Source organism: Flavobacterium aquidurense, assembly GCF_001404985.1.
GTDB lineage: Bacteria > Bacteroidota > Bacteroidia > Flavobacteriales > Flavobacteriaceae > Flavobacterium > Flavobacterium aquidurense_B.
Map to the genome: position 1 here is coordinate 555,817 of NZ_JRLF01000006.1, position 22,216 is coordinate 578,032.

Here is a 22,216-nt window from a genome sequence, read left to right on the forward strand (position 1 = left end):
TTGACCCACACACACAGAGCCCCAGCGAGGCGAAATATTAAATTCAAAAAATAGAAAAGGGAATATTTCAATTGTGAAATATTCCCTTTTCTTATAACTCCTTGATATTTATCTACAATAAATGATCTTAGAATTTAAACGTTACGTTTGCCGTTATACGCGTTGGGTTTTGAGCGGCAAGTCTATAAGACCAATATTTTTCATTCGTTAAATTATCTACTTTAAGACCAATTCTGTACTTGGGCTGATCGTAAAAAAGTGATGCGTCTAATACGGTATAAGACGGAATAGAAAATTTGAAAGTCGTAGTATTCGTCTGGTAATATTCGCTGCCATAAATACCTCCAAAACCAAATCCTAAACCTTGCGCAGTACCATTTACAACCCTGTAACTTGCCCATAAGTTTGCTGTTCTTGGCGAACCTGCCGTTGTGGGACGTAAGCCCTGAACACTTGCATTACTTTTTTCGTATTTGCTGTCGTTGTACGTATAACCCGCGACAATATTTAATCCGGAAATTGGGTTGGCGATCAACTCGGCTTCAAAACCTTTACTCACTTGCGTTCCGTCCTGAATTGAGAAATTTGCATGATCCGGATCATCACGTGTAATTTCTGTAACACTAATATCATAATAACTAAGCGTAGCCGATATTTTGTTGAGATCAAATTTAAAACCTCCTTCTAACTGATTTGCCTGATTGGGTTTGAATGTGTTTCCGTTAAAATCTGAACCGGAAACATTACTGAATCCGTTCATGTAATTACCAAAAACAGAGATTTTGTCTTTCATGATTTGATATACCAATCCAAATTTTGGTGATAATGCCGTTTGATTGTAGTTTCCTGCAATCGAATCCTTGCTTGGATAATACGTTCCTTTATTCTCATAACGATCCACACGAAGACCAGCCATTGCCAGTAATCTGTCTGTTACATTCAAAACATCAGAAACATAAGCGCTATAGGTATTTTCATCATTAGATACAAAATTATTGAATTTGGCATTCGCAAACATTGGCGCCACTTTTTCCAGATTGAAATTGTTGTAAGCGTCACCCGGTTTTTTATAATTCAATGCAGGCATATTTACAATTGCATCGTTACGTGTCGCACGCAGACTATAAAAATCTAATCCGGCTACTACCCTGTTTTTAAGTTTCCCAATTTTAAAATTTCCAATAAAATTTTGTTGGATATCCGTTCCGTAAAAAGGAGATTCCTGATACGTAACCTGTTGTCTTAATGTTGTTGCAGACATCATTTGTAAAGCCACAACATACCCATCAGAGGATGATCTTGTTCTGGACAAAACAGTTTGAGACGTCCATTGCTCTGACATTTTATATTTTAACTGCGCAAAAATATTGTATTGCTGGCTGGTATAATTGATCGTATTATTAGCAAAAGATAGTTTATACGGAATCTCCAGCTGCTCAATACTGCTTTCTGTTCCTTTTACCACAAACGGTGCCAGTCTGGTTGGCGAAGTTGCTTTATAAATACTAAATTCAGCATCGATCAAAAGCGTTAAACGGTCGTTTATTTCATAGGAGAAACTTGGAGCAAAAGAAAAATTTCTATTAAATCCCGCATCCTGAAAACTTCTCTCGCTATGCAAAGCCGTATTAATTCTTAACAAAGCAGTTTTATCGGCGTTTATTGGTGTATTAATATCAGCGGTCAATCGGTTTAGATCCCAACTCGCGGCTGAATAGGATATTTCACCCTTAAAAGTATCAAAAGGTTTTTTGGTCACACGGTTAAACAAACCTCCAAAAGACGATAATGTACTTCCAAAAAGTGTTGCCGATGGTCCTTTGATTACCTCGATACGTTCCAGATTTGATGGATCGATTGTAGTATACGTAAAACTTCCTACCCCATTTCTAACCACTTGTGGCGTTGGGAAACCTCTTGAAATAGAAGTCGTACGACCTTGATTTCTGACCTCTGCAATTCCGGCGCCGGGAACATTCTTAAAAGCACTATTATAATCCGTGATTACTTGTTCCTTCATTAATTCCTTGCTTACAATGATATAAACCTGTGAATTTTCGATATTCTTTAAAGGCATTTTAGCCACATCGATACTTTCTTTCTTTGCAAATCGATTTCCTCCTGTTCGAATTACAACATCTTCAAGATTCTGAACAGATGAGTTTACCCTTATATCTACAACAACTGACGAAGCTTGTGCCGTAAGTTCAGCCGTTTCTGTAGAAGACGCGTATCCTGACATCGTAACTTCAAGCGTATAAGTTCCCAATGGCACTTTTTTAAACTCATAATTACCGGATATGTTCGTTACAGCGCTTTTATTAATCTCGATTAATTTTACAATAACGCCCTGACCTGCGTTCCCGTCATTGGTTATAATACTTCCCGAAATTTGTCCTGTTGTTTCTGTTTGAGCCTTTACAGATCCTGCGCTTAAAAGCAAAAATAGGAGTATGATAAAAGCGCTTTTTTGTTTTAAAGCAAAAATCCTCTGAACAAGTGTTCTTCTAAAAAAGACTTTTGATTGTAGTATTGTTGTCATGCAATTCTTATTTAAACTAATTCTAAATTGAAGCGCAAATGAACAATATTTTTTCTTATGTATCAACTGTAATTGTGTAATTTTTGAAGAAAAATTACATTTAAAGAAACGTTGAAACCAAACTCAAACAAGTATTTAAGAATTTTATTACTTTAATAAGAGATTGGTCTGTGATGAAAAGCTATGTTTCTATTTAATTATTTTCTCTCGCAGATTTGGCAGATTAAGCAGATTCTTTTTTCGCCTAAAAACACAATACCCTATGCGGTATTATTACAAGTGAAACACCTTTTTTGAAACATTCTTAAAAGCTATGTCTCTATGTGTTAAAAAAAACTCACACATTAAGCAAGAACCACTATCGTTTCCTGCCATAAAGCAAAATTCTCTTAAAAGAATAAATCGCCGGAAGTTTTGGGAAATGCGTTGCGATTCGCTCTTTATAAATCTTAATAAAAAGCTCTTTGTTTTCACCCTCCAAACGCTCTATATACGGAATCAAAGCCGAGCCCGAAATAAAATTGTAAAGCGTTTCGTGATCGTTCGCGATTATAGGATATACTTTTTGCAGGATCTGAAGATTTTCCAGTCCGCCATCAAAGAGGATTTGTGCGTATGCGTCGATGCTCAAAACCGGTGAATCTCTTTTGTAACCTTTCAGATAAGATTTAAAAGGTTCTTCATCAACCAGATCAGCCAGTATTTTATTAAGTATATTTTCCGGCTGAACAGGCATTTGAACTGCAAATTGCCCTTTTGGATTAACCAGTTTTATCAATTCTGTAAATAATGTTTCATGATCGTCCGACCATTGCAAAGCGGCGTTACTAAAAATTAAATCCCATTTTTCACCAGATGCTATTATTTCTTCTGTAGTTGCTTTTCTAAAATGCAAATTATCCATTTCTAAAGCCTTTGATTGTTCCAGCATTTCGACCGAAGAATCTACGCCCAGAAAATTAGCATCTTTGAATTTATCAGCTAAAATTGCCGTTTGTTCGCCCGTTCCGCAACCCAAATCAATTGCTTTCATTCCGTTTACGGGCTCAATAAATTCAGCCAAATCATAAAATGGCTTATAACGTATATTTTTAAACTTATTATATATTTCAGGATTCCAAGGCATTTGTCTCTATTTATATTTTATTTTGATCTGATAAAAGTTCCCGATCAAGCAAAATTGGGTTAATATGACTAAGATACAAAATTTGTTTACTATCTATCTTGTCCTGTAGCTTTCAAATAATCTTTAAACTGTTGTTCCCAAATTGGGCTTTCATAACTAATGCCTCCATAGAGATAGTTGGCATCAGAACTTGATTGTAATCCAAAACTTTTTTTACAAGTGTTATTTATCATTATATTATTATATCCTTTTCCTTTTATAAAATTATTTTTGTTCTCATTTTTTTGCAATAATTTTAAAACTTCATTATAATATATTGGTCCTTTTCTAAAATTTCCTATATTCATCTTAAAAGAATAAGCCATAATAATATTATTTTTAAATTTTAGATTGTATTCAACTATTCTTTTTTGTTTAATAAGGTTAATGTGTTCATTAAATGTTACTATTTCGATCCCGTAGACGGTTTCTTTCTTAAATTTTCTTTTTAATGATTTACTTTCTTTTACAAATTGGGTATAATTTGACCCTAATATAAAGTCTCTTATACCTATTTCTTTAAAGAATAATTGACAACTGTCTTGCTTGACGTTTTGTGAAATTGCTGGAAAACAGAATAAACTTAAAACTATAATAATTGTTTTTAACTTCATGATCAGTTTACTATTTGTCTTGTACTGTAGCTTTCAAATAATCTTTAAATTGTTGTTCCCAAATTGGGCTTTCATACCTAATGCCTCCATATATTGATTGAGTTTCATTTTTACTAGAAATAATATCAAAAAATTTTGTGCATTTTTCAGTTTTTTTCATAAAAGAATATCCTCCTTTTTTAATAAAATAATTTTTGTCATTATTATTAATCAATTTTAAAACTTTTTCATAATAATTAGGTGCCTTTCTGAAATTACCAATATTAATTTTGAAGGTGTATGCCATTAGAATATTATCTTTAAATTTTAAATTATACTCTACAGTTTTTCTTTCCTTGAGAAGAATAATATTTTCATTAAAAGTTACAATTTCGATTCCATAGACATTTTCTTTCTTAATTTTTTTTTTCAAGTCTTTAATTTCATTTACAAATTGTTTGTAATTTGAATTCAATATAAAATCTCTTATTCCTATTTCTTTAAAGAATAATTGACAGCTGTCTTGCTTGACGTTTTGAGAAACTGCAGGAAAACAGAATAAATTTAAAACTATAATAATTGTTTTTAACTTCATGATAAGTTTACTTTTTGTCTTGTTCTGTAGCTTTCAAATAATCTCTAAACTGCTGTTCCCAAATTGGGCTTTCATAGCATATTCCTACATATAAATCTGTCTTCCTTATGATTACTTTCTAATCAAAAATTTTTGAATTCTTTTGTTGTTTTCATATAATAGTAATCAAATATTCCATTAAAGTTTATAAAACCATTTTGAGTTTTTTCTATCAAATAAATCATAAAGCATTATAATACCTGTTTCTTTTACCAACTCTGTTTGTTCTTTTGATTGCTTTAACTTCACATAATGCTCTTTATCAATTTCAAATTTATCATTCCTTAAAGAATGTAAAGTGATTTTTCTTTTATTGAAATCCCAATTCATATAATCTAACAAACCATCATTATTAAAATCTCCAAAACAATCATTATTCGATGTATATCCATCAATAAAAGCAAAAGAATTTACAATGTCTTTATTTTCTACCTGTAATAAAATCCAATAATTTCGTTGTAAGTTTCTAAAAAATCTTCTATCTTTTGCTGATAATAAAATAAAATCTTGTCCATTAAATTTAAAGAAATCAATGCTACTTGTAAAAACAATATAAACTTCATTTGAGTTTATTAGTTTATCTAAATTCATTTTTAAAAGTGAACTGATATTTATTTTTTTATCATAAAATTGAATATATTCTCCATTTCCGACATCTACGCTATTTGGAATAGAATCATAACAACCATGGTATATTGGGAAAGTGTTACTTATTTTTATAGAATAAATCTTAGATCCAATATTTTTAGCCTCAACAATAGCTGAAATTCGATCATCGTAAATTTGATATCCATTTCCTAAGCTTATATCTTTAAATACTATTTTCTCATTTCTTAACTTGTCAAAACTAAATTCCTGATAATATTTGTGTTGAGTAAAATTGCTAAAAAAAAATATAAAAATTAGACTTACTAATACATATATTCTCTTTATATTAAAATCTTTCATAATGTTATAATTTTAGCTTGTCCTGTATATTGTTTTTTTAATTTAAAAAATCTATGCCAATACTTTGATCCTATAGGCAGATTTAATTGCATCTCGCCAGAACCTTTTCCTCCGCGCCATTGGTTGGAACCATTTGTTGGATCATTGTCAGGCTGTAATTGTGTTTTGAATACTGCCGCAATTTCTCCAATCATATCAGAAGTCATTTTTGAAAGATCTTTTCTTGTATCCCAAAATGATTTACCACTTTGATTTTCATATCCTCCTGACAAGTACTTATCTTTATCTAATCTTCTTACTTTTTGTGTAACGGGATCAGTATCTTGCATACCGTAGAAATACATGTTTTTTTCACTTTTGGCTACTTTCTGGAAATTATTCATTGCATATGCATAATATTCTGGTATGTAACCTTTTCCTTCTGCGTAGGCCCAATTTGCCCTATCTAAAAGCTGAGTATTATTCAATCCATATTTTTCAGTGAAATAAATGACTTTTTCTTTCTCAACATTCTTTCCTTTTTCCAATTCTAAAAATGATAATTGATCCGTAATATAAACATTTTCACCTGAACTTATTTTACCTAAATAAATTCCATCGTTACTATAAAAATATCCATTTACATATACTATCGGTGTATATTCAGGAACCGGCGCGCCCAAGGTATCCAGATTTGTAATTACATTTCGTTGTCCGCAATCCCAAATGGTGATATCAACTCCTCCGTATTCACATTTTATGGTGCTGCGTAAAAGTACTGCCAGTTCATCCTGAAAATAAACCGTTCCGGGATTTTTCCATTCTCCCAGTTTCATTACAGAGGCGCAAGGACTTAAATTCATAAAGCTTTTTTTGCAATTTCCCTTAAAGATCAAACTTCTCATGTCTTTCTCAACCACTGTAACAACACGTTTATCCTGTATACTTGCTGTATCATAATTTGCTTTTAAATCTCCATCAGGAATGGTGCATGAATTGCATCTAATTTTGGCGCCGTCAATAACAAATTTCAATCCATTTTTAGCTTCCTGCTTTTCCTCTCGTTCTTTTCGTCGTAAACTATTATCCCGTTTGTCCATTATAGTGCTGTTTTGTAAATGTTATATATAGTGGTCGAGTTTTCTTTTTCTATTTCTATTGTGGCTAAATCTATTTGGTCTTCCCTGTATTCGATAATACCTTCATATTTTATAAAATCATTGTTTTCACTGCTCTCTACCGGAATTCCTTCTAATATATAAGTGCTGAATTTTTCATCTTTTGGATAAAAGCGCTCTGTTATCATTGTTTTGCCACAATCGATTAGTTTTCTTTTTCGCTCGATATCGTACGAGTTTCTGTATAGGCTGGAAAAATATAATCCGAAGATTTTATAGTCTGAAAAAAAGGAGATCAGTCGTCGTTCTTCCTTTAATAAATCTGTAATATTTTGCATATAGACTTCTACAGTTCGACCTTCGTTATCGATTACCAGTTTTGCTTGCATGGTTTTCCATCGATCCTGCAGTTCCTTAAAATTTAAGATGTTGATGATCTTGCCGTAATCATTTATCTCAACTTCTACTTCGTCAAAGACAGATCCTATTTCTTCAAGAAAAAAAATGTTTTCTATAGATAAATTGCTTGTGATCTTTATTTCAGAAAGAAACAACTCAAATAGCATATCGTTTCCGTCGCGTTTGAATCTGGTGATAGCGACTTTCTTTGTATAATTTATTTTTTTTGCTTTTTTGGGGTTCGAAAAATCTGTTGTAATATTTTCAAATAGAAAATTGTTCGTTTTACCAGGTTCCGGAAGTATAATATTGTAGTCTAAATAATTCATCCTTTTGTAGTTTTTGATCTTTATACTTTTTTACTTGTATGATGACTATTTTATCAGGATCATTTTTACAAATAAGAATCTAGTAAATCTCAAAAAACACAATATCTCAATTGACCTAAATAAGTTATATAAATAACAGAATAAGGTATTTTTTTATAAATAGAATATTAGAAATAAGTTATTAGAAAGACTTTTTAAAACCATAGAAGTGTATTTTGGTTTTAACGGAAAGTGCAGCACGCAACTATTTAATCGATTTGATTTTAAATCGATTCATCAGGATATTTTTTTGCTTTTAACCATTTCATGTCTCAAAAATCGTACTTTTGTTTAGCAGAAAATTGTGATTGTACCAAATCATTTTGCTTGTATCATACCCGGCAAAATATGTTTTTTATATATTGCCTGTTATTACCCTTAATATTATCTTTGAATTATGAGCACACTAACAAAACAAAATCATATAGGGCGAAAAATTAGCCGTATTCGTGAACTTCGTGACATGAAGCAAGAAGCTTTGGCACAAGCTTTAGGAATTAGCCAACAGACGATATCTGCTCTGGAAAACAGCGAAACCATAGACGATGATAAACTGGTAGATGTAGCAAATGCTTTGGGAGTAAGTGTTGAAGCGATTAAGAATTTTTCAGACGAAGGAATAATTAATTATTTCAATAGTTTTAATAATTTTACTGATAATACTACTGCAACATTCAACAATCATTGTACATTTAATCCTTTAGATAAATTGGTTGAAACTTACGAAGAAAATAAAAAACTTTACGAACGTTTAGTTCAGGCTGAAAAAGACAAAGTTGAATTTTTACAAAATATATTAAACACTAAATAATACTTTGTAAAACATATATAAAAGAAAAAAAGAGACTTGTGGGTCTCTTTTTTTTTATGTAGGATTGTTTGATTTGGTTTTTGGGGATGGATTGTAAGTCTGGGGTATTGGGATGTAGAAATTAAAGAAAAACTTTGTCCAAAATATATCTACTTCGGATGCAAAATCAGCAAATAATAAACTTCTACTTAATTTGTCATAAATAAAAATGCTTTTTCGATAATCGTTTCGAAAAATGTCTTTTTCATAAGAAATGTAATAATACCAAATACAATTTATGTCATCATAAGACTTTTCCCCAGTAGTATCCTATTTATTTTTTTTATTCAATACTTTTTGTAAACTTTCAATTTTATTTTGAAGTTCATCAAAAGTTAAGATTTCTACATCTCTGCTATTACTACGAAAAAGTTCAAATGAGTAACTTTGATTTTCGTCCAAATCCTTAGTCGAACCAATTAAAACTACACACTTGGAATTAAAAGTCTCAAAATTTTGTTTGTCTTTATTTTTACCTTTTATTGCATAAAATTCTTTCTGGAAATTATCACGTTGATTTAGTACTTGAACTATACATCCCGTAAGTTCTTTGGTTGCATTATAAACATCATCACCCCTATATTTTGAGCTATCAAGGAGCTTTGTTTTATGTGTTTTTATTTCTAGAAATGAAACATTGTCGCTTAAACTATTTTTAATCAAGAAATCGTTGAATTTACCATTTTTATTATCAATATTTTTACCCCCAACATATGCTTCTCTTTTATATAAAATGACTGGCTGTGCAAATATTGAAGAAAATATCCAGCTATTATCTTTTAGAAATTCTTGCCATTGCTTTTCTAAACTGTCACCATCAGTTTTCAGTCCCATTAGTATTTTATATTTTTTTAATGTTTCTTGTATATACTTATTATCAACTATTTCTTTAGTTTTTGCAAGTGCATCTTTTGTTAAAAAATCAGTTCCAATTGATAATTTATCAAATAGTTCTTTTATAGCATTTTTATCATCGTCAGAAAATTCATCAATAGAATTCCCCCAAGATGATAAAGACGAAGCTAATGCATTTGCAATATAGGTTTGTTCTGGTTTCGAAATTACAGAAGGAAAAAGATTATATAAATTTGTATTTAATACTAATTCAATTTCTGCTTTATTCTTCTTAAAAATTACATTAAATGACTGTAATAGAATTTCTAAACTTACTTCTGATAAATAGAGCTTCTTATTTGCTACGTCAAATGCTACTTTTCCTCCTTTTTCAATTATTACTTCTTCAAAATTGCATTTATTAATATAATCGGAAAATGGATAAAGAGGTTTAGTAAAACCCCAACCGTATGTTACAGACTTAAATACACCGACCGGTAATTTTCCATTAAATCCTCGAAAAATAAACTTTCTAATTGTTTTATATTTTTCGCCACCTTCAAAACCTCTCGGATAATGAATTATTTCATCCTTATTTTTAAATACTTCTCTTGAAATTTGTTTAATTTTATTTTCTGTATCGACATACTCGTAAACCTCTTTTGTCTTTAGGTCGTTTATAAGTTTTTCACCTTTGAAATCTGACATAATAAGTTTTTTTTATATTAATCAAATAGTTTAATGTATTATATAAGATAATCATTATAAATAACAAATATCAGCATTCACCAATTCCCTACTTTACGGAAATCCATAATCCGCTAAAATTTATTTTAAGCAAGTATAATAACTAAATAAAAACCTAACAATACGTATAAATACCTGTTTTAAAAGTCATAAAAAAAAGACGATACACCATTAGGCATATCGTCTTTTAATTAATTAACAAAATAGTAAAATTCTTTAAACAGGTAATATGATATGAAACTCGGCACCAATATTTTCTTCGGCTCTGGAGAAGATGATGCCTTTATGGTTTTCTACGATTTTCTTGCCTATGGCCAGACCTATTCCGGTTCCGGTGTAGACTTCGTTGTTGTGCAGGCGTTGGAAAATGGTAAAAATCTTGTTTTCGTATTCTTTGTTAAAACCTATTCCGTTGTCTTTTATAATGATTTCGCAATATGTTAAAGCGGGATTCAATGACGGATATTTTTTAAGCTGGGCTGTTGTCATTTTACTCGAGTTTATTTCGACTGTAGAAATAGAACCGTCGTTTTTATAGAACTTAAGTGCATTACTGATTAAATTATAAAAAAGCTGGTTCATTTGCAGCGGAATCGCATTGATAACAGGCAAAGGCCCAACTTTTATTTCAAGTTCGCGTTCTTCGATCAGTAGCTCAAAATCAATCAGGATATTGGCTAAAATAACATTCAGGTCTGTGGCCACAAATTGCCTGTCGGGATTATTAAGGTACGAATACGCCAGTAAATCCTTGATAAGTGTATTCATGCGGACAGACGATTTGCTGATTTTTCCGATGAGCATAAATGCTTCGGCAGAAAAATCTTCGTTCATTTCCAGAAGTCGGCTTATAAACATCAATATTTTACGCAATGGTTCCTGCAAATCGTGACTTGCCACATAGGCATATTCCTGCAACTGCACATTGGCGCCATGCAAATTAATGTTGGAACTTTCGAGTTCCTTATTTGCAGTTAACAAATCTTCAGTGCGTTCTTCTACTTTTGCTTCTAGTTCGCTCGATAATACTTGCAGTCTTTTTTCGATGATCCGGCGTTCTGTTATGTCTTCAATGGCCAATAAAATCAGTTGTTCTTTACTGTTTTCATTGGTTACCTGCCTGGCATTTAGCAGCATAATACTTTCTCCATACGGCAACAGGTTTACTGAGATCTGATAATCGTCGAGCTGTGTTTTTTCGGGCAATATTTTTTCAAGCATCGCACGCATTGGGATATTATCAAAAAGATGGTTCTGAATTTCATAGATCAGTTTTCCCGTTGCTTCTTCTTTTGTAATATTGTATTTTTTAGAGAAAGCCCTGTTGATGTTTTTTATTCTTAAACTGGTATCTAAAACCACAATAGGTTCCCTGAGTGTTGCTACAATAGCCTCTGTATAATTTTTAGAAATATTTATTTGCTGTTGTTTGTTCAGGAGTTCCTGATTAATCTGCAAAAGCTCTTCGTTGCTCGATTGCAGTTCTTCTTTAGAGGTTTCTAGTTCTTCATTGAGGCTTTGCAGCTCTTCGCTCCCACTCAGCAATTCTTCATTGGCACTTTGCAATTCTTCGTTTGATGCTTCCTGTTCTTCGCTAATGGCGTTTACATCGTCATGTATTTTGGCAAGCTCTTTTTCGAGTTGTGCAATTCGTCTTAAATTAATATTCTCGCGAATTTCGTCTGCTGTAAATTGAGATGAAGAGGCATCTTCTTTTTTAATAATACTTTTATAGAACACGACTAAAAAATAAGGTTCAAGCGTATCTTCAAGCAAACGTATTTCGATCGTAATCTCGCTAATTGTTCCTCTGGTTTTGACCTGAATTCCTTCTTTTTTTATGATCGAACCGGCTTCTTTGGCTTTATGCCAGGTATTTCTAAGTTCAAAAGCCAGTCCTTCGCGGGCCATTTTGAGAAGATTGAAGGTAGGTTTTCCTGCCGAAAGTTCTATAAACTCGGCTATGGAACCATTGATGTGTACGATGTCCATTTGTTCGTTTACAATGACACTTGCCGGAGTATAGGAAGAAAGCAAAACAGCATCGGCACTTTTTCTAAAGTCTTCTTTTACAATCTCTTTTCTTGGTATATTATTTTTTAATGTTTTTAATTTATCATTCGATTCCATTCCGGAATGTACAAATCTGCCGGAAACCTGTTTGCGGGTATAAATTTTACCTGCTTTCTCAAACGGCTGAAAAAGTTCTGCGGCAGGAACCGCGGTTTCTGATTTTCCTAAAAGCAGAAATCCGTTTTCTTTTAAGGCATAATGAAACGTGGTGAGCGATTTTTTCTGCAAAAGCGAATCCATGTAAATAAATACATTTCTACAGGTAATTAAATCCATTCTGGCAAAAGGCGGATCTGTTAGAAAATTATGAACGGCAAAAATGCATAAATCCCTAATTTGTCTTTTTATTTTATAGCCGTTTGTGCTGGCCGTAAAATATTTGGTCAGGATGGTTTCAGAAACATTTCGCATTTGCGATTTTCGGTAAAACCCAATTCTGGCTTTGGCTATGGCAATTTCTGAAATATCCGAAGCAAAAATCTGAATCTCCTTTCCCTCCAGGTTTTCGCCCAGATATTCATGAAGCGCAATCGCGATTGTATACGCTTCTTCGCCGGTAGAACATCCTGCAATCCAGATACGAATCGCATTTTCGTCGGTTATTCTGCTTGTCAGCAACGGAAAAACTTTTTCTCTCATTGTCTGAAATATCTTCGTATCCCTAAAAAATTCAGTTACAGGAATCAATAAGTCATTGAACAAATCCTCAGGGGCAAGTTTATCACTCTGAAGTACTTTTAGGTAATCTCTTAAACTCGCTATTTTACTCAATGCCATTCGTCTGGCAATACGTCTGCGTATGGTGGTTTGCTTGTAATACGTAAAATCTACACCGCTGTGATGGCGCAAAATTTTAATGATTTCCTGAAATATGACTTCATCATTTGGGTCATTTTGTTCGGTATAATGATCTTTTGCTTTGGTAATTTCTATTAGTTTCAGGACGATTTCTGCGGGAGATAATACATAATCAACCACTCCTGCATTTATCGCATTTTGTGGCATTTCGTTATTAGCGGCATTAATATCCTGGGCAAAAGTAATGCCTCCGTGTTTTTTGATGGCTTTAAGACCAATGGTTCCATCAGATCCGTTTCCTGAAAGCAATACGCCATAGGCCAGGTCAAGATGAACCTCTGCCAGAGAATTAAAGAAAACATCTATCGCCTGGTTTTTAGTGTCTTTTACTCTGGGGCTGAGCTTTAAAACGCCATCAAATGAGGTGAGCATTTTATTCTCAGGAATAACATATATATTATTGGGGGCCAGATGAATATCATCTGTAATTTCGTTTATGGGAATCCTGGCTACAGAGGACAAAAGTTCTGTAAGCATACTATCATGCAATGGGTGCAGATGTTGTACAATGACGAATGCCATTTCAGAATGTAAAGGAACTGCTTCTATAAACTGTGTAAAAGCTTCCAGTCCTCCTGCCGAAGCACCAATACCTACAATGGGGAAATCCTGGCGGGTAGCCTTTGGCAAATCTTTATTTTGTTTATGCATGATCTCATTTTTTAAAATATTAAATATTATCAATCATTGCATAATATTACAATTGTATCCTTTTATGAAAAACTAAAGGCTAATGACAAAAGATTCTAATTTTACATTTTGAATTCTCTCGTTCCAGTCAATTTCAATAACTTTCTTTAATAATTTTTTTAAATCACCAAAAGCGATGGGTTTTACGATGTAAGCATTGGCGCCTAACCCAAAGGTGTTTTTAACACCATCTACAGTCGCCGAAGTGGAATAAATCGCAATTACCGGAATATTTTCAAATCGAATGTCTTCGCGAATTTGCTGCAAAGTTTCGAAACCTGATAAAATAGGCATGTTAAGATCCAGAAAAATAATGTCCGGAATATCCAAACTTTTATCGCCAAGACGTTCCAGAAGTTCGATACCATTTTTACAAAATTCGACAGGATGACTCAAATGAAGATCTTCTATTGCCTCTGCAAAAAAATCCCTGTCATCTTCATCATCATCCGTGAGTAAAATCCTTATATTCGCGTTAACGTTCATTATTGAGTAGTGTTTATCTCAAATGTACACTTAAATAAACACGAACTGCAAAAACATCATAATTTACTTATTTTTTTGCCAACCGGATTTTTATTTTATTTCAAATAAAGGTTTAAAAATCACTGTACCAGTGATAAATACTTCTGTTAAGCAAGTACAAATAATTTTTCAAAAAAAAATAAATTTAAATAGTATTTTAGCTACATAAATTTCAAGTAATTATAGTTTGATAGTAAATCATAATTCAGGCAGAGTCAGGGCTGTATTTGAAGCTTTAAAATAAAATTAAACCATTATTTTTGTTACACTAAAAGCATTTAGAAACTCTAAAATGGAAAAAGCGATATCTACGGTTTATTTTTACATTCCCAGGCAAGTTACATTACTTGATTTAAGTGGCGTTTTGCAGGTATTTCAGGAAGCAATACTTTTAGGATTCAAATATAAGCTGCAGTTTATCAGCAGTCAATCGTCTGTAATTTGTTCTTCGGGATTAGAGTTGGCTTCACTTACTCACTTTTCTAAAACGAAACCGCAGAAAGATGATATTATTTTTATTTCGGGATTTAGCACGCATCAAATCGATTTGGATCATGAAGACGCTTCTTTTTTTGAATGGCTTCAGGAAATAAATATCAATCCAACCACGATTTGCAGTATTTGTTCCGGAGCATTTCTTTTGGCAAAAGCCGGACTTTTAGATCATAAAAAATGTACAACGCACTGGAAACTGGTTGATAAACTCCAAAAAGATTTTCCGCTTACACAAACGCAAAGCAATACTTTGTTCTCGCAATCCGGAAATATGTATACCAGCGCCGGAATCACAACCGGAATCGATCTGGCTTTGCATATTATCGAAGAACGTCACGGAAAACAAACTGCCGCAATAATTGCCAAAGAATTGGTGGTGTATAAACGAAGACATGCAAATGACGAACAGGAAAGTGTTTATTTGCAAAACAGAAACCATCATGACGAAAAAATCCATATTATTCAGGATTGGATTATCTCTAATCTGGATAAAACATCTACAATCGATTTTCTTGCTGATTTAGTACACATTGGTCCCAGAAACCTAACCCGAATTTTCAAGAAACAAACCGGAATTACAATCGCCGAATACCGAACGAAACTAAGAATCGAAAAAGCAAAAAGCCTGCTCACCAATACTGATTACAAAATAGAACATATCGCACATTTATGCGGTTACAAAACCTCTAAACAATTGCGCATTGTTCTTGAAACTCATCTAGATGCTTTGCCTACAACGATCAAAAACAGGTTGTCCTGAAACGACTATTGTTTGTCCTTTTTTGATTGGGTATACAACGGTAATTTTGTATCTAACAATCTAATTTATAAAAAGATGAAACTTAGAGACCAAAATACAGCCTTGATTTTAATTGATGTCCAGAAAGGTTTTAATGAAGAAGATTTTTGGGGCGGAAACCGAAATAATAAAGATGCCGAAACCAAAATGTCCCAAATTCTGGAGCAATGGAGAAAACTGAAATTACCTGTTTTTCATATCGTTCACAGTTCCATACATCCAGACTCAAAACTACATCCTTCGCATCCGGGATTTGAAATAAAAGACGAAGTAAAACCTGTTACCGGCGAACCTGTGATTACAAAAAATGTCAACAGTGCTTTTATAGGAACTGACTTAAAAGAAAGATTAGACATATTAGGGATTCGCAAACTGGTTATTGCGGGTCTTACCACGAATCATTGCGTTTCGACAACGACCAGAATGGCAGGAAATTTAGGGTTTGATGTCTATTTAATTGCTGATGCAACGGCAACTTTTGACCGAATTGGAATTAACGGCGAAAAATATGATTCAGAGTTAGTGCATCAAATATCTCTGGCAAGTTTGCACAAAGAATTTGCAGAAGTTATAGCTACCCAAACACTGCTGGAATTAGTATAAAGACAAAAAAATCAAAAGCTCATTTATTGACCTATATCAAACTTTTGTGTGTGAAACAACTTTAGATTTGCCGCTTATTAATTTCAAAAAAGTATTCAAAATAAAATGATAAGCACACTAACATATCCACTTGAAAAATTTGGTTTAACCAGCATAGAACGTGTAGAAAATGCATTAAAACATTTACAAAACGGAAAAGGAATTTTATTGACCGATGATGAAAACCGCGAAAACGAAGGCGATTTGATTTTTTCTGCGCAGCATATAACTGTTCCCAATATGGCGATGATGATACGCGAATGCAGTGGAATTGTATGTCTTTGCCTCACAAACGAAAAAGCAGATCAACTGGAATTGCCTTATATGGTCAAAGAAAACACCAGCAGTTTCCAGACTCCGTTTACTATTACAATCGAAGCAAAAAATGGCGTTACAACCGGAGTTTCTGCAGCAGATCGAATTACGACTATCAAGACGGCTTCTGCTGTGAATGCAAAAGCATCAGATTTGGCAAGACCGGGACATATTTTTCCGTTACGGGCTAAAAATAATGGTGTTCTGGAACGTAACGGACATACTGAAGGCAGTGTAGATTTAATGAAATTAGCCGGTTTACAGCCTGAAGCTGTTTTATGTGAGTTAATGAATGAAGACGGCAGCATGGCAAAACTGGACAAAATCATTAGCTTTGCACAAGAACAGGATTTGGTAGTATTGTCTATAGAAGATATTATTTACTACCGCAAATTTGTGAGAGATTATAAATAACAAATGATATACGAACAACTTGGTGATTATATAAAAAATCGTATTGAGGTTTCTGATGAAAACCTCAATACGATTTTATCTTATTTTAAACCTTTAAAACACGATAAAAACGAACTACTGGTTTCAGCCGGACAAACCAGTCAGAATACTTATTTTGTGGGTAAAGGCTGTTTAAGGATCTATTATATCAACGAAGAAGGAAAAGATGTAACCCGATATATTGCTTTCGAAAACCAGATTGCAACAGCATTGGTGAGTTTTATTACTAAAGCGCCTTCGGCAGAATATATTCAGGTGATCGAAAAATCTGAACTCTTGTATATTAGTCACGAAGATTTTAATCACCTGCTTCAAACCATTCCGGAATGGATGCCCTTTTATTGTCGCTATTTAGAAAGGGCTTATGTCAATAATACCAACAGGCTTATGTCATTTACCACAATGGATGCTTTAGAACGGTATCAGTTATTACTTAAAATAAATCCAACAATTGTAAAGCGTTTGCCTAATAAAATTGTGGCTTCGTATATTAATGTCTCACAAGAAACGTTGAGCAGATTAAAATCAAAAGTTTGAGTTTATAATTCGTGCCGTTAGGCACATCTCAGCTTTTGATTTACCTAAATTAATTTTTCAACTATTAATTATTAGATTCAGAATTATTTTTAATGAAACAATGTTGCATTTACAAATAAGAATTTTATATTTGCAACAACATTGCATTATCAATGTCAATTCATCAGAATGAAAAAGAAGTTTAAATTCCTTAATCTTTTTATGCCGCTAATAGTAGTATTTGCTATACTATTTCCGGTATTACATTCGTATGAACACATACAAGGCCATAATGCTTCGCACAAAAGTATAAAGCAGGTTTATCATTCTGATAAAAGCGAATTTAAAATACTGGATCATTCAAATGAAGAATGTGCCATTTGTCATTTTAAATTTAGTCCTGTTGGAACTTTTTCTTTTGAAACTTTTCAGTTCTACAAAAGCAGTTCTTTAATATGTTCTGTACATTTTTACTCAAAATCACTTTCTGAGTTTTTTAAAGGTTCTTTATTTTCCCTTCGAGCACCTCCTATTTTCTAAAACCATAAAAAGTAAATCAATTCAATTTTGACTTGATGTGCATTTATATATTTTAGATTTAATAATGTAGAAAAAGCAATTCGCTTTTTCCAAATCCATACTATTTAGTTTTCTCGCAATTATAGCCTGAAAAACAGCTTTTTCTTTTTCTGATACTGAAAGTTTTTCCCTTTTCGGAATAAAACTATTGTGCTCAAAATCAGATCAAAAACTTTAGTATTACACATTACTTTCTATCGTTATTAAATTCAATATCAACAACTTGAACCTTTCCAAACGACAGTTCTAATCGTCTTGCATTTTACTTTTTACATTTTTACCTCTTTCTTATTTACTATCTCAAATCGATAAAAGAAAATTCCTTTTCTGACCATTTTCTGTGCATTAAAGTCAATATTCCTATGTCATTTTCGATATAAAATCCCTTGTTTAATAACCCAATTTTTACATATGAATCACATCAAAATCAAACAAAATGAAGAAAACTAAAATTCTCTTTACCGTTCTAATCCACGTTTATATTCTGGCATCCTGCAGCAGCGACCATAACGAAATTGACACAGAATATCCTGTTATCGATATTTCGGCAACAAATGCATTTCCCATACAATGCAGTGAAATTATCCGTGGACAAAAAATCACGTTTCGGGCAAAATTTACAGATAATGTTGCTTTAGGCTCCTACAGTCTGGACATTCACCACAATTTTGATCACCATACACACAGCACCGAAGTCAATAATTGTACAGCCGATCCTGTAAAAAAACCGGTGAATCCGCTGTTGTATATTAATTCGGTTACGATTGTAAATGGAGAAAAAAATTACGAAGCAGTTCAGGAAATTAATATCCCTGCAGATATTGATCCGGGCGATTATCATTTCATGATTCGTTTAACCGACAAAGAAGGCTGGCAAACGATTAAAGGTTTAAGTATTAAAATTTTATAGTTGGTTTTGATGAACAAAAACAAACCGAATCGATTACGGATTTTTTTCCTACTGCTTTCATGTTTTGCTGTAATCACAAGTGTTTCGGCGCAATCTGATGCAAAAGAATTGCAGGAAGTTGTGATTAAAGATGATTATGAAAACCGTCGTAAAAAAGAAGAATCCCTCAATATCGAAACCGTCAACAGTGGTTTTATCCAGCGAAATCTTGGCGGAAGCCTGATGCAATCGTTGCAAAGGCTTCCTGGAGTTAAAACTATTTCGATAGGTTCCGGAGGTTCGAAACCTTTAATTAGAGGATTGAGTTTTAATCAGGTTATTGTTGTAGAAAACGGCATTAAACACGAAGGCCAGCAATGGGGCGCAGATCATGGTCTTGAAATCGATCAATATGCCGTAAACAGGGTTGAAATTATCAAAGGTCCGGCTTCGTTTGTTTACGGATCTGATGCCATTGGCGGTGCCATTAATATTAAGCCCGTACCTTTTCCTGCTCAGAATATCTTAGGCGGAAGTGTTGATTTTACAGGCAAAAGTAATAACGAACAATATGGAGGATCGTTTAATTTATTTGGCCGAAGTAAAAAATGGTTTTTCGATTCCAGAATAACCGCTATGGAATACGGCGATTATCGTGTTCCCACAAATATGGTCCATGTTTACAACTACGCCGTTCCTTTATACAAAAATCATTTGCGCAATACTGCAGGAAAAGAACTGGATTTGCACGGAAGTTTGGGTTATGTTACAGATCGCTTTAAATCGGTTTTTTATGCAAGTTCTGTTTATACCAAAAGCGGCTTTTTTGCCAACGCCCACGGGCTCGAACCCCGAAACGTTGATATGGAACTTCATGATAAATCGAGTCGTGATATTCTCATGCCTTTTCAGGAAGTTACGCATACTAAAATAAGCAATACAACTTCGTTTTCTTTAGGTATACACCAACTGGAATCACAATTGGGTTTTCAGAAAAATTTTCGTCGTGAATGGAGCCATTATGTCAATCATGGCTATATGCCGCCTATTTATCCGGACGATATGTATGCGCCAGAAGATTTAGAAAGACAATATGATAAAGAGGTTTTTTCGATTGCAATAAAAGATGTGTTTTCGTTAGGTCAGCATCAATTTACAGCAGGTTTAAATGGCGAGCAACAAGAAAATGCCATTAATGGCTGGAGTTTTCTGATTCCTGCTTTTAAGCAATCGAATGCCGGATTGTTTGTTTATGATAAATTTCGGGTAAATGATTTGTGGCTGGTTCATGGCGCAATTCGTCTGGATTATGCCAGAATCGAAATGAAACAATATACAGATTGGTTTCAAAGCGAAATCACAGAAAACGGTCAGACTACCCAGCAATTCTTAAAACGATCTGAAGAACTTACCAGAACATTCGACAGTTTCAACTGGTCAGCTGGCGTCAATTATACGCCGGGACAATGGTCGCTTAAAGCCAATCTGGGAACGAGTTTTAGAATGCCAATTGCCAAAGAACTGGCTTCAAACGGTGTTAATTATCATTATTTCAGATTCGAAAAAGGAAATCCCAATTTAGCAGCAGAACGTTCGTATCAATTAGATCTGGGCATGGAATGGCAGGAGAATAAATGGTTTGTACAAGTGAGTCCGTTTTTTAATTATTTCCCTAATTACATTTACCTCAATCCTACTTCGCAACATGATATTTATTACGGCGCAGGTAATCAGGTATTTGAATATGAGCAAAGTAAAGTCATGCGTTATGGCGGTGAATTGCAAGCCCGCTACAATTTCCTGAAAAATTTAAGCGGAGAGATTCTGGCAGAATATCTATACTCAGAACAATTATCCGGAAGCAAAAAAGGATACACACTCCCCTTTTCTCCGCCTGCTTCGGTTTTATTTGGTTTAACCTATAATCCCGAAATAAAGCACTTAAAAGACACTTATTTCTCACTGGATTATCGCTATACGGCTGAGCAAAATCAAATCGTTCCGCCAGAAAAGAAAACCGCCAGCAGTAATGTCTTCAATCTCGCAATAGGAACCAAAGCAAAAGCCGGACAACAGGATTTTATCATAAGCCTGCAGGTTCAGAATTTGTTTAACACAAAATACCTCAATCATACCAGTTTCTATAGACTGATTGACTTACCTGAAGCCAGCAGAAACATTATTCTATCCGTTAAAATTCCCTTTTTAATACATAAATCAAATTAATATGAATTCAATTACCAAACCCAAATTCCTTATGAAAAAAGCAAAATTATTTTTTCTGTTTTTTGCTGTCACCGCTCTATTTACGGCTTGTGACAACGATGACAACAACGAAGTTTTAAAACCAACTGCCACAAATGTCGAAATTGGAACGGCCAATAATAAACGGGCTTTAATTGGCCGTGATTTTCATTTTAATGCTGATGTTATTGCCGGTGATAAAATTACCGATGTACAAATTAAAATACTTCCTAAAAAAGGAGATACTTATACCAAAGACTGGAAGTTCGAATTCTCTTTTGCAGAATACAAAGGAGTAAAAAACACAAACGTACACAAGCATTTTAATATTCCTGCCGATGCTCCGGAAGGTAAATATGATTTCTCTTTTATTGTTTTGGATGAAAACGGATCCCAGCTCGAAATCAAAGAAGAAATTACCATTACAGATCCCGCAAATATGCCTGTTGATCCGTTAATTGGTCGTGATATGCTTTCGCGAAATGATGACTTGATTTACTATATGGAAACCTGGACAGAACCGGAATTAATATTCAAAAAGGGTGATAAAATAACGGCTCACGCTCAAGTAAGCCAGATTATGGGCGACGGAATTCTTTTTTCTGTGTTAATTAAAAAAAGCCTCAATTATCATCCGGAAAGCATTGATAATCTTGACCTTAAAAAAGTTATCGTGATTACAAAAGTAGAACACAAAGGACTTTCTCCAGCTTCAAAAATTGCTACGTTACAAAAGATCAATGATGTTTGGGGAGGCGAAAGTATTGTTGTTGGCGCTGAAAAAGATGCAGACGGAAACCCAACAACAGCAGATAAATCTTGGCAATCCGGACAATACAATTGGGTAATTCTCTATAAAAACACGACGTATAATATGAGTGTTTACAAATCAATGCCTATTACTATTAATTATTAATCAGTACACTTTTTCCTGCCGGGAATTCAAAAATCTGATAAAAAA

The 22,216-nt window shown here is 33.4% G+C and carries 19 protein-coding genes; 9 read left to right on the forward strand and 10 right to left on the reverse strand.

Translation table 11 applies throughout. The annotated features are described in order from the left end of the window. Positions 1 to 127: 127 nt before the first annotated feature. The 7 genes from RC62_RS04050 to RC62_RS04080 all read right to left on the reverse strand — a co-directional run bounded on the left by RC62_RS04050 (position 128) and on the right by RC62_RS04080 (position 7,707). Positions 128 to 2,542, reverse strand: coding sequence for a TonB-dependent siderophore receptor (locus RC62_RS04050; protein WP_082421213.1), 2,415 nt, complete (start codon positions 2,540 to 2,542; stop codon positions 128 to 130). Positions 2,543 to 2,900: 358 nt separating this feature from the next. Beyond that, positions 2,901 to 3,668, reverse strand: a complete 768-nt coding sequence (locus RC62_RS04055) for a methyltransferase domain-containing protein (protein ID WP_055092830.1) — start codon at positions 3,666 to 3,668, stop codon at positions 2,901 to 2,903. 89 nt (positions 3,669 to 3,757) lie between these two features. Beyond that, the gene (locus RC62_RS04060) at positions 3,758 to 4,321 is read right to left on the reverse strand and encodes a hypothetical protein (RefSeq protein ID WP_055092832.1); all 564 of its coding nucleotides are present in this window, start codon (positions 4,319 to 4,321) and stop codon (positions 3,758 to 3,760) included. 10 nt (positions 4,322 to 4,331) lie between these two features. After that, positions 4,332 to 4,895 (reverse strand): hypothetical protein, encoded by a 564-nt coding sequence (locus RC62_RS04065; protein WP_055092834.1) that lies wholly within the window; start codon positions 4,893 to 4,895, stop codon positions 4,332 to 4,334. 177 nt (positions 4,896 to 5,072) lie between these two features. Further along, the gene (locus RC62_RS04070; protein ID WP_055092836.1) at positions 5,073 to 5,882 is read right to left on the reverse strand and encodes a hypothetical protein; all 810 of its coding nucleotides are present in this window, start codon (positions 5,880 to 5,882) and stop codon (positions 5,073 to 5,075) included. After that, positions 5,879 to 6,961, reverse strand: a complete 1,083-nt coding sequence (locus RC62_RS04075) for a PAAR-like protein (RefSeq protein ID WP_055092837.1) — start codon at positions 6,959 to 6,961, stop codon at positions 5,879 to 5,881. The genes RC62_RS04070 and RC62_RS04075 overlap by 4 nt, the downstream gene beginning before the upstream one ends. After that, positions 6,961 to 7,707: a hypothetical protein gene (locus RC62_RS04080; RefSeq protein ID WP_055092839.1), complete on the reverse strand. Its 747-nt coding sequence runs from the start codon at positions 7,705 to 7,707 to the stop codon at positions 6,961 to 6,963. Before RC62_RS04080 ends, RC62_RS04075 begins: the two co-directional genes overlap by 1 nt. A 436-nt stretch (positions 7,708 to 8,143) precedes the next feature. Between RC62_RS04080 and RC62_RS04085 the strand changes: the two genes are divergently transcribed. Further along, a complete protein-coding gene (locus tag RC62_RS04085; RefSeq protein ID WP_055092841.1) occupies positions 8,144 to 8,557 on the forward strand; it encodes a helix-turn-helix domain-containing protein in 414 nt (137 codons plus the stop codon). Positions 8,558 to 8,866: 309 nt separating this feature from the next. On the opposite strand, the gene RC62_RS04090 is transcribed toward RC62_RS04085, so the two are convergent. From RC62_RS04090 to RC62_RS04100, 3 genes are all read right to left on the reverse strand, one after another. Next, entirely contained in the window at positions 8,867 to 10,138 is a 1,272-nt protein-coding gene (locus RC62_RS04090) for a Shedu immune nuclease family protein (RefSeq protein ID WP_055092843.1), read from the reverse strand. A 255-nt stretch (positions 10,139 to 10,393) separates the two neighbouring features. Next, complete coding sequence (locus tag RC62_RS04095; RefSeq protein WP_055092845.1) at positions 10,394 to 13,759, reverse strand: CheR family methyltransferase; 3,366 nt, start codon at positions 13,757 to 13,759, stop codon at positions 10,394 to 10,396. Between the two features lie 72 nt (positions 13,760 to 13,831). Next, complete coding sequence (locus RC62_RS04100) at positions 13,832 to 14,284, reverse strand: response regulator (protein WP_055092847.1); 453 nt, start codon at positions 14,282 to 14,284, stop codon at positions 13,832 to 13,834. Positions 14,285 to 14,615: 331 nt separating this feature from the next. Between RC62_RS04100 and RC62_RS04105 the strand changes: the two genes are divergently transcribed. The 8 genes from RC62_RS04105 (at position 14,616) to RC62_RS04140 (ending at position 22,171) form a co-directional block, all read left to right on the forward strand. Then, complete coding sequence (locus RC62_RS04105; RefSeq protein ID WP_055092848.1) at positions 14,616 to 15,578, forward strand: GlxA family transcriptional regulator; 963 nt, start codon at positions 14,616 to 14,618, stop codon at positions 15,576 to 15,578. A gap of 75 nt (positions 15,579 to 15,653) precedes the next feature. After that, the gene (locus RC62_RS04110) at positions 15,654 to 16,220 is read left to right on the forward strand and encodes a cysteine hydrolase family protein (protein WP_055092850.1); all 567 of its coding nucleotides are present in this window, start codon (positions 15,654 to 15,656) and stop codon (positions 16,218 to 16,220) included. 105 nt (positions 16,221 to 16,325) lie between these two features. Continuing rightward, positions 16,326 to 16,988 carry a 3,4-dihydroxy-2-butanone-4-phosphate synthase gene (gene ribB / locus RC62_RS04115; protein ID WP_055092852.1) on the forward strand — a complete coding sequence of 221 codons (663 nt, stop codon included), beginning with the start codon at positions 16,326 to 16,328 and terminating at the stop codon, positions 16,986 to 16,988. Between the two features lie 3 nt (positions 16,989 to 16,991). Beyond that, complete coding sequence (locus tag RC62_RS04120) at positions 16,992 to 17,564, forward strand: Crp/Fnr family transcriptional regulator (RefSeq protein WP_209435088.1); 573 nt, start codon at positions 16,992 to 16,994, stop codon at positions 17,562 to 17,564. A 201-nt stretch (positions 17,565 to 17,765) separates the two neighbouring features. Continuing rightward, on the forward strand, positions 17,766 to 18,083 hold the full coding sequence (locus tag RC62_RS04125) for a hypothetical protein (protein ID WP_245176779.1): 318 nt from the start codon (positions 17,766 to 17,768) through the stop codon (positions 18,081 to 18,083). A 475-nt stretch (positions 18,084 to 18,558) separates the two neighbouring features. Continuing rightward, positions 18,559 to 19,032 (forward strand): DUF4625 domain-containing protein, encoded by a 474-nt coding sequence (locus tag RC62_RS04130; protein ID WP_055092856.1) that lies wholly within the window; start codon positions 18,559 to 18,561, stop codon positions 19,030 to 19,032. Positions 19,033 to 19,041: 9 nt separating this feature from the next. Further along, the gene (locus RC62_RS04135; protein ID WP_055092857.1) at positions 19,042 to 21,237 is read left to right on the forward strand and encodes a TonB-dependent receptor; all 2,196 of its coding nucleotides are present in this window, start codon (positions 19,042 to 19,044) and stop codon (positions 21,235 to 21,237) included. 31 nt (positions 21,238 to 21,268) lie between these two features. Continuing rightward, a complete protein-coding gene (locus tag RC62_RS04140) occupies positions 21,269 to 22,171 on the forward strand; it encodes a DUF4625 domain-containing protein (RefSeq protein ID WP_055092989.1) in 903 nt (300 codons plus the stop codon). Positions 22,172 to 22,216: the final 45 nt, after the last annotated feature.

Coding starts and splice junctions, on each gene's coding strand:
- RC62_RS04075 (WP_055092837.1), bottom strand. CDS start 6,961: ATGGACAAACGGGATAATAGTTTACGACGAAAAGAACGAGAGGAAAAG.
- RC62_RS04085 (WP_055092841.1), top strand. CDS start 8,144: ATGAGCACACTAACAAAACAAAATCATATAGGGCGAAAAATTAGCCGT.
- RC62_RS04050 (WP_082421213.1), bottom strand. CDS start 2,542: ATGACAACAATACTACAATCAAAAGTCTTTTTTAGAAGAACACTTGTT.
- RC62_RS04080 (WP_055092839.1), bottom strand. CDS start 7,707: ATGAATTATTTAGACTACAATATTATACTTCCGGAACCTGGTAAAACG.
- RC62_RS04105 (WP_055092848.1), top strand. CDS start 14,616: ATGGAAAAAGCGATATCTACGGTTTATTTTTACATTCCCAGGCAAGTT.
- RC62_RS04100 (WP_055092847.1), bottom strand. CDS start 14,284: ATGAACGTTAACGCGAATATAAGGATTTTACTCACGGATGATGATGAA.
- RC62_RS04135 (WP_055092857.1), top strand. CDS start 19,042: ATGAACAAAAACAAACCGAATCGATTACGGATTTTTTTCCTACTGCTT.
- RC62_RS04125 (WP_245176779.1), top strand. CDS start 17,766: ATGCCGCTAATAGTAGTATTTGCTATACTATTTCCGGTATTACATTCG.
- RC62_RS04055 (WP_055092830.1), bottom strand. CDS start 3,668: ATGCCTTGGAATCCTGAAATATATAATAAGTTTAAAAATATACGTTAT.
- RC62_RS04095 (WP_055092845.1), bottom strand. CDS start 13,759: ATGCATAAACAAAATAAAGATTTGCCAAAGGCTACCCGCCAGGATTTC.
- RC62_RS04140 (WP_055092989.1), top strand. CDS start 21,269: ATGAAAAAAGCAAAATTATTTTTTCTGTTTTTTGCTGTCACCGCTCTA.
- RC62_RS04060 (WP_055092832.1), bottom strand. CDS start 4,321: ATGAAGTTAAAAACAATTATTATAGTTTTAAGTTTATTCTGTTTTCCA.
- RC62_RS04070 (WP_055092836.1), bottom strand. CDS start 5,882: ATGAAAGATTTTAATATAAAGAGAATATATGTATTAGTAAGTCTAATT.
- RC62_RS04110 (WP_055092850.1), top strand. CDS start 15,654: ATGAAACTTAGAGACCAAAATACAGCCTTGATTTTAATTGATGTCCAG.
- RC62_RS04120 (WP_209435088.1), top strand. CDS start 16,992: ATGATATACGAACAACTTGGTGATTATATAAAAAATCGTATTGAGGTT.
- RC62_RS04130 (WP_055092856.1), top strand. CDS start 18,559: ATGAAGAAAACTAAAATTCTCTTTACCGTTCTAATCCACGTTTATATT.
- ribB (WP_055092852.1), top strand. CDS start 16,326: ATGATAAGCACACTAACATATCCACTTGAAAAATTTGGTTTAACCAGC.
- RC62_RS04090 (WP_055092843.1), bottom strand. CDS start 10,138: ATGTCAGATTTCAAAGGTGAAAAACTTATAAACGACCTAAAGACAAAA.
- RC62_RS04065 (WP_055092834.1), bottom strand. CDS start 4,895: ATGAAGTTAAAAACAATTATTATAGTTTTAAATTTATTCTGTTTTCCT.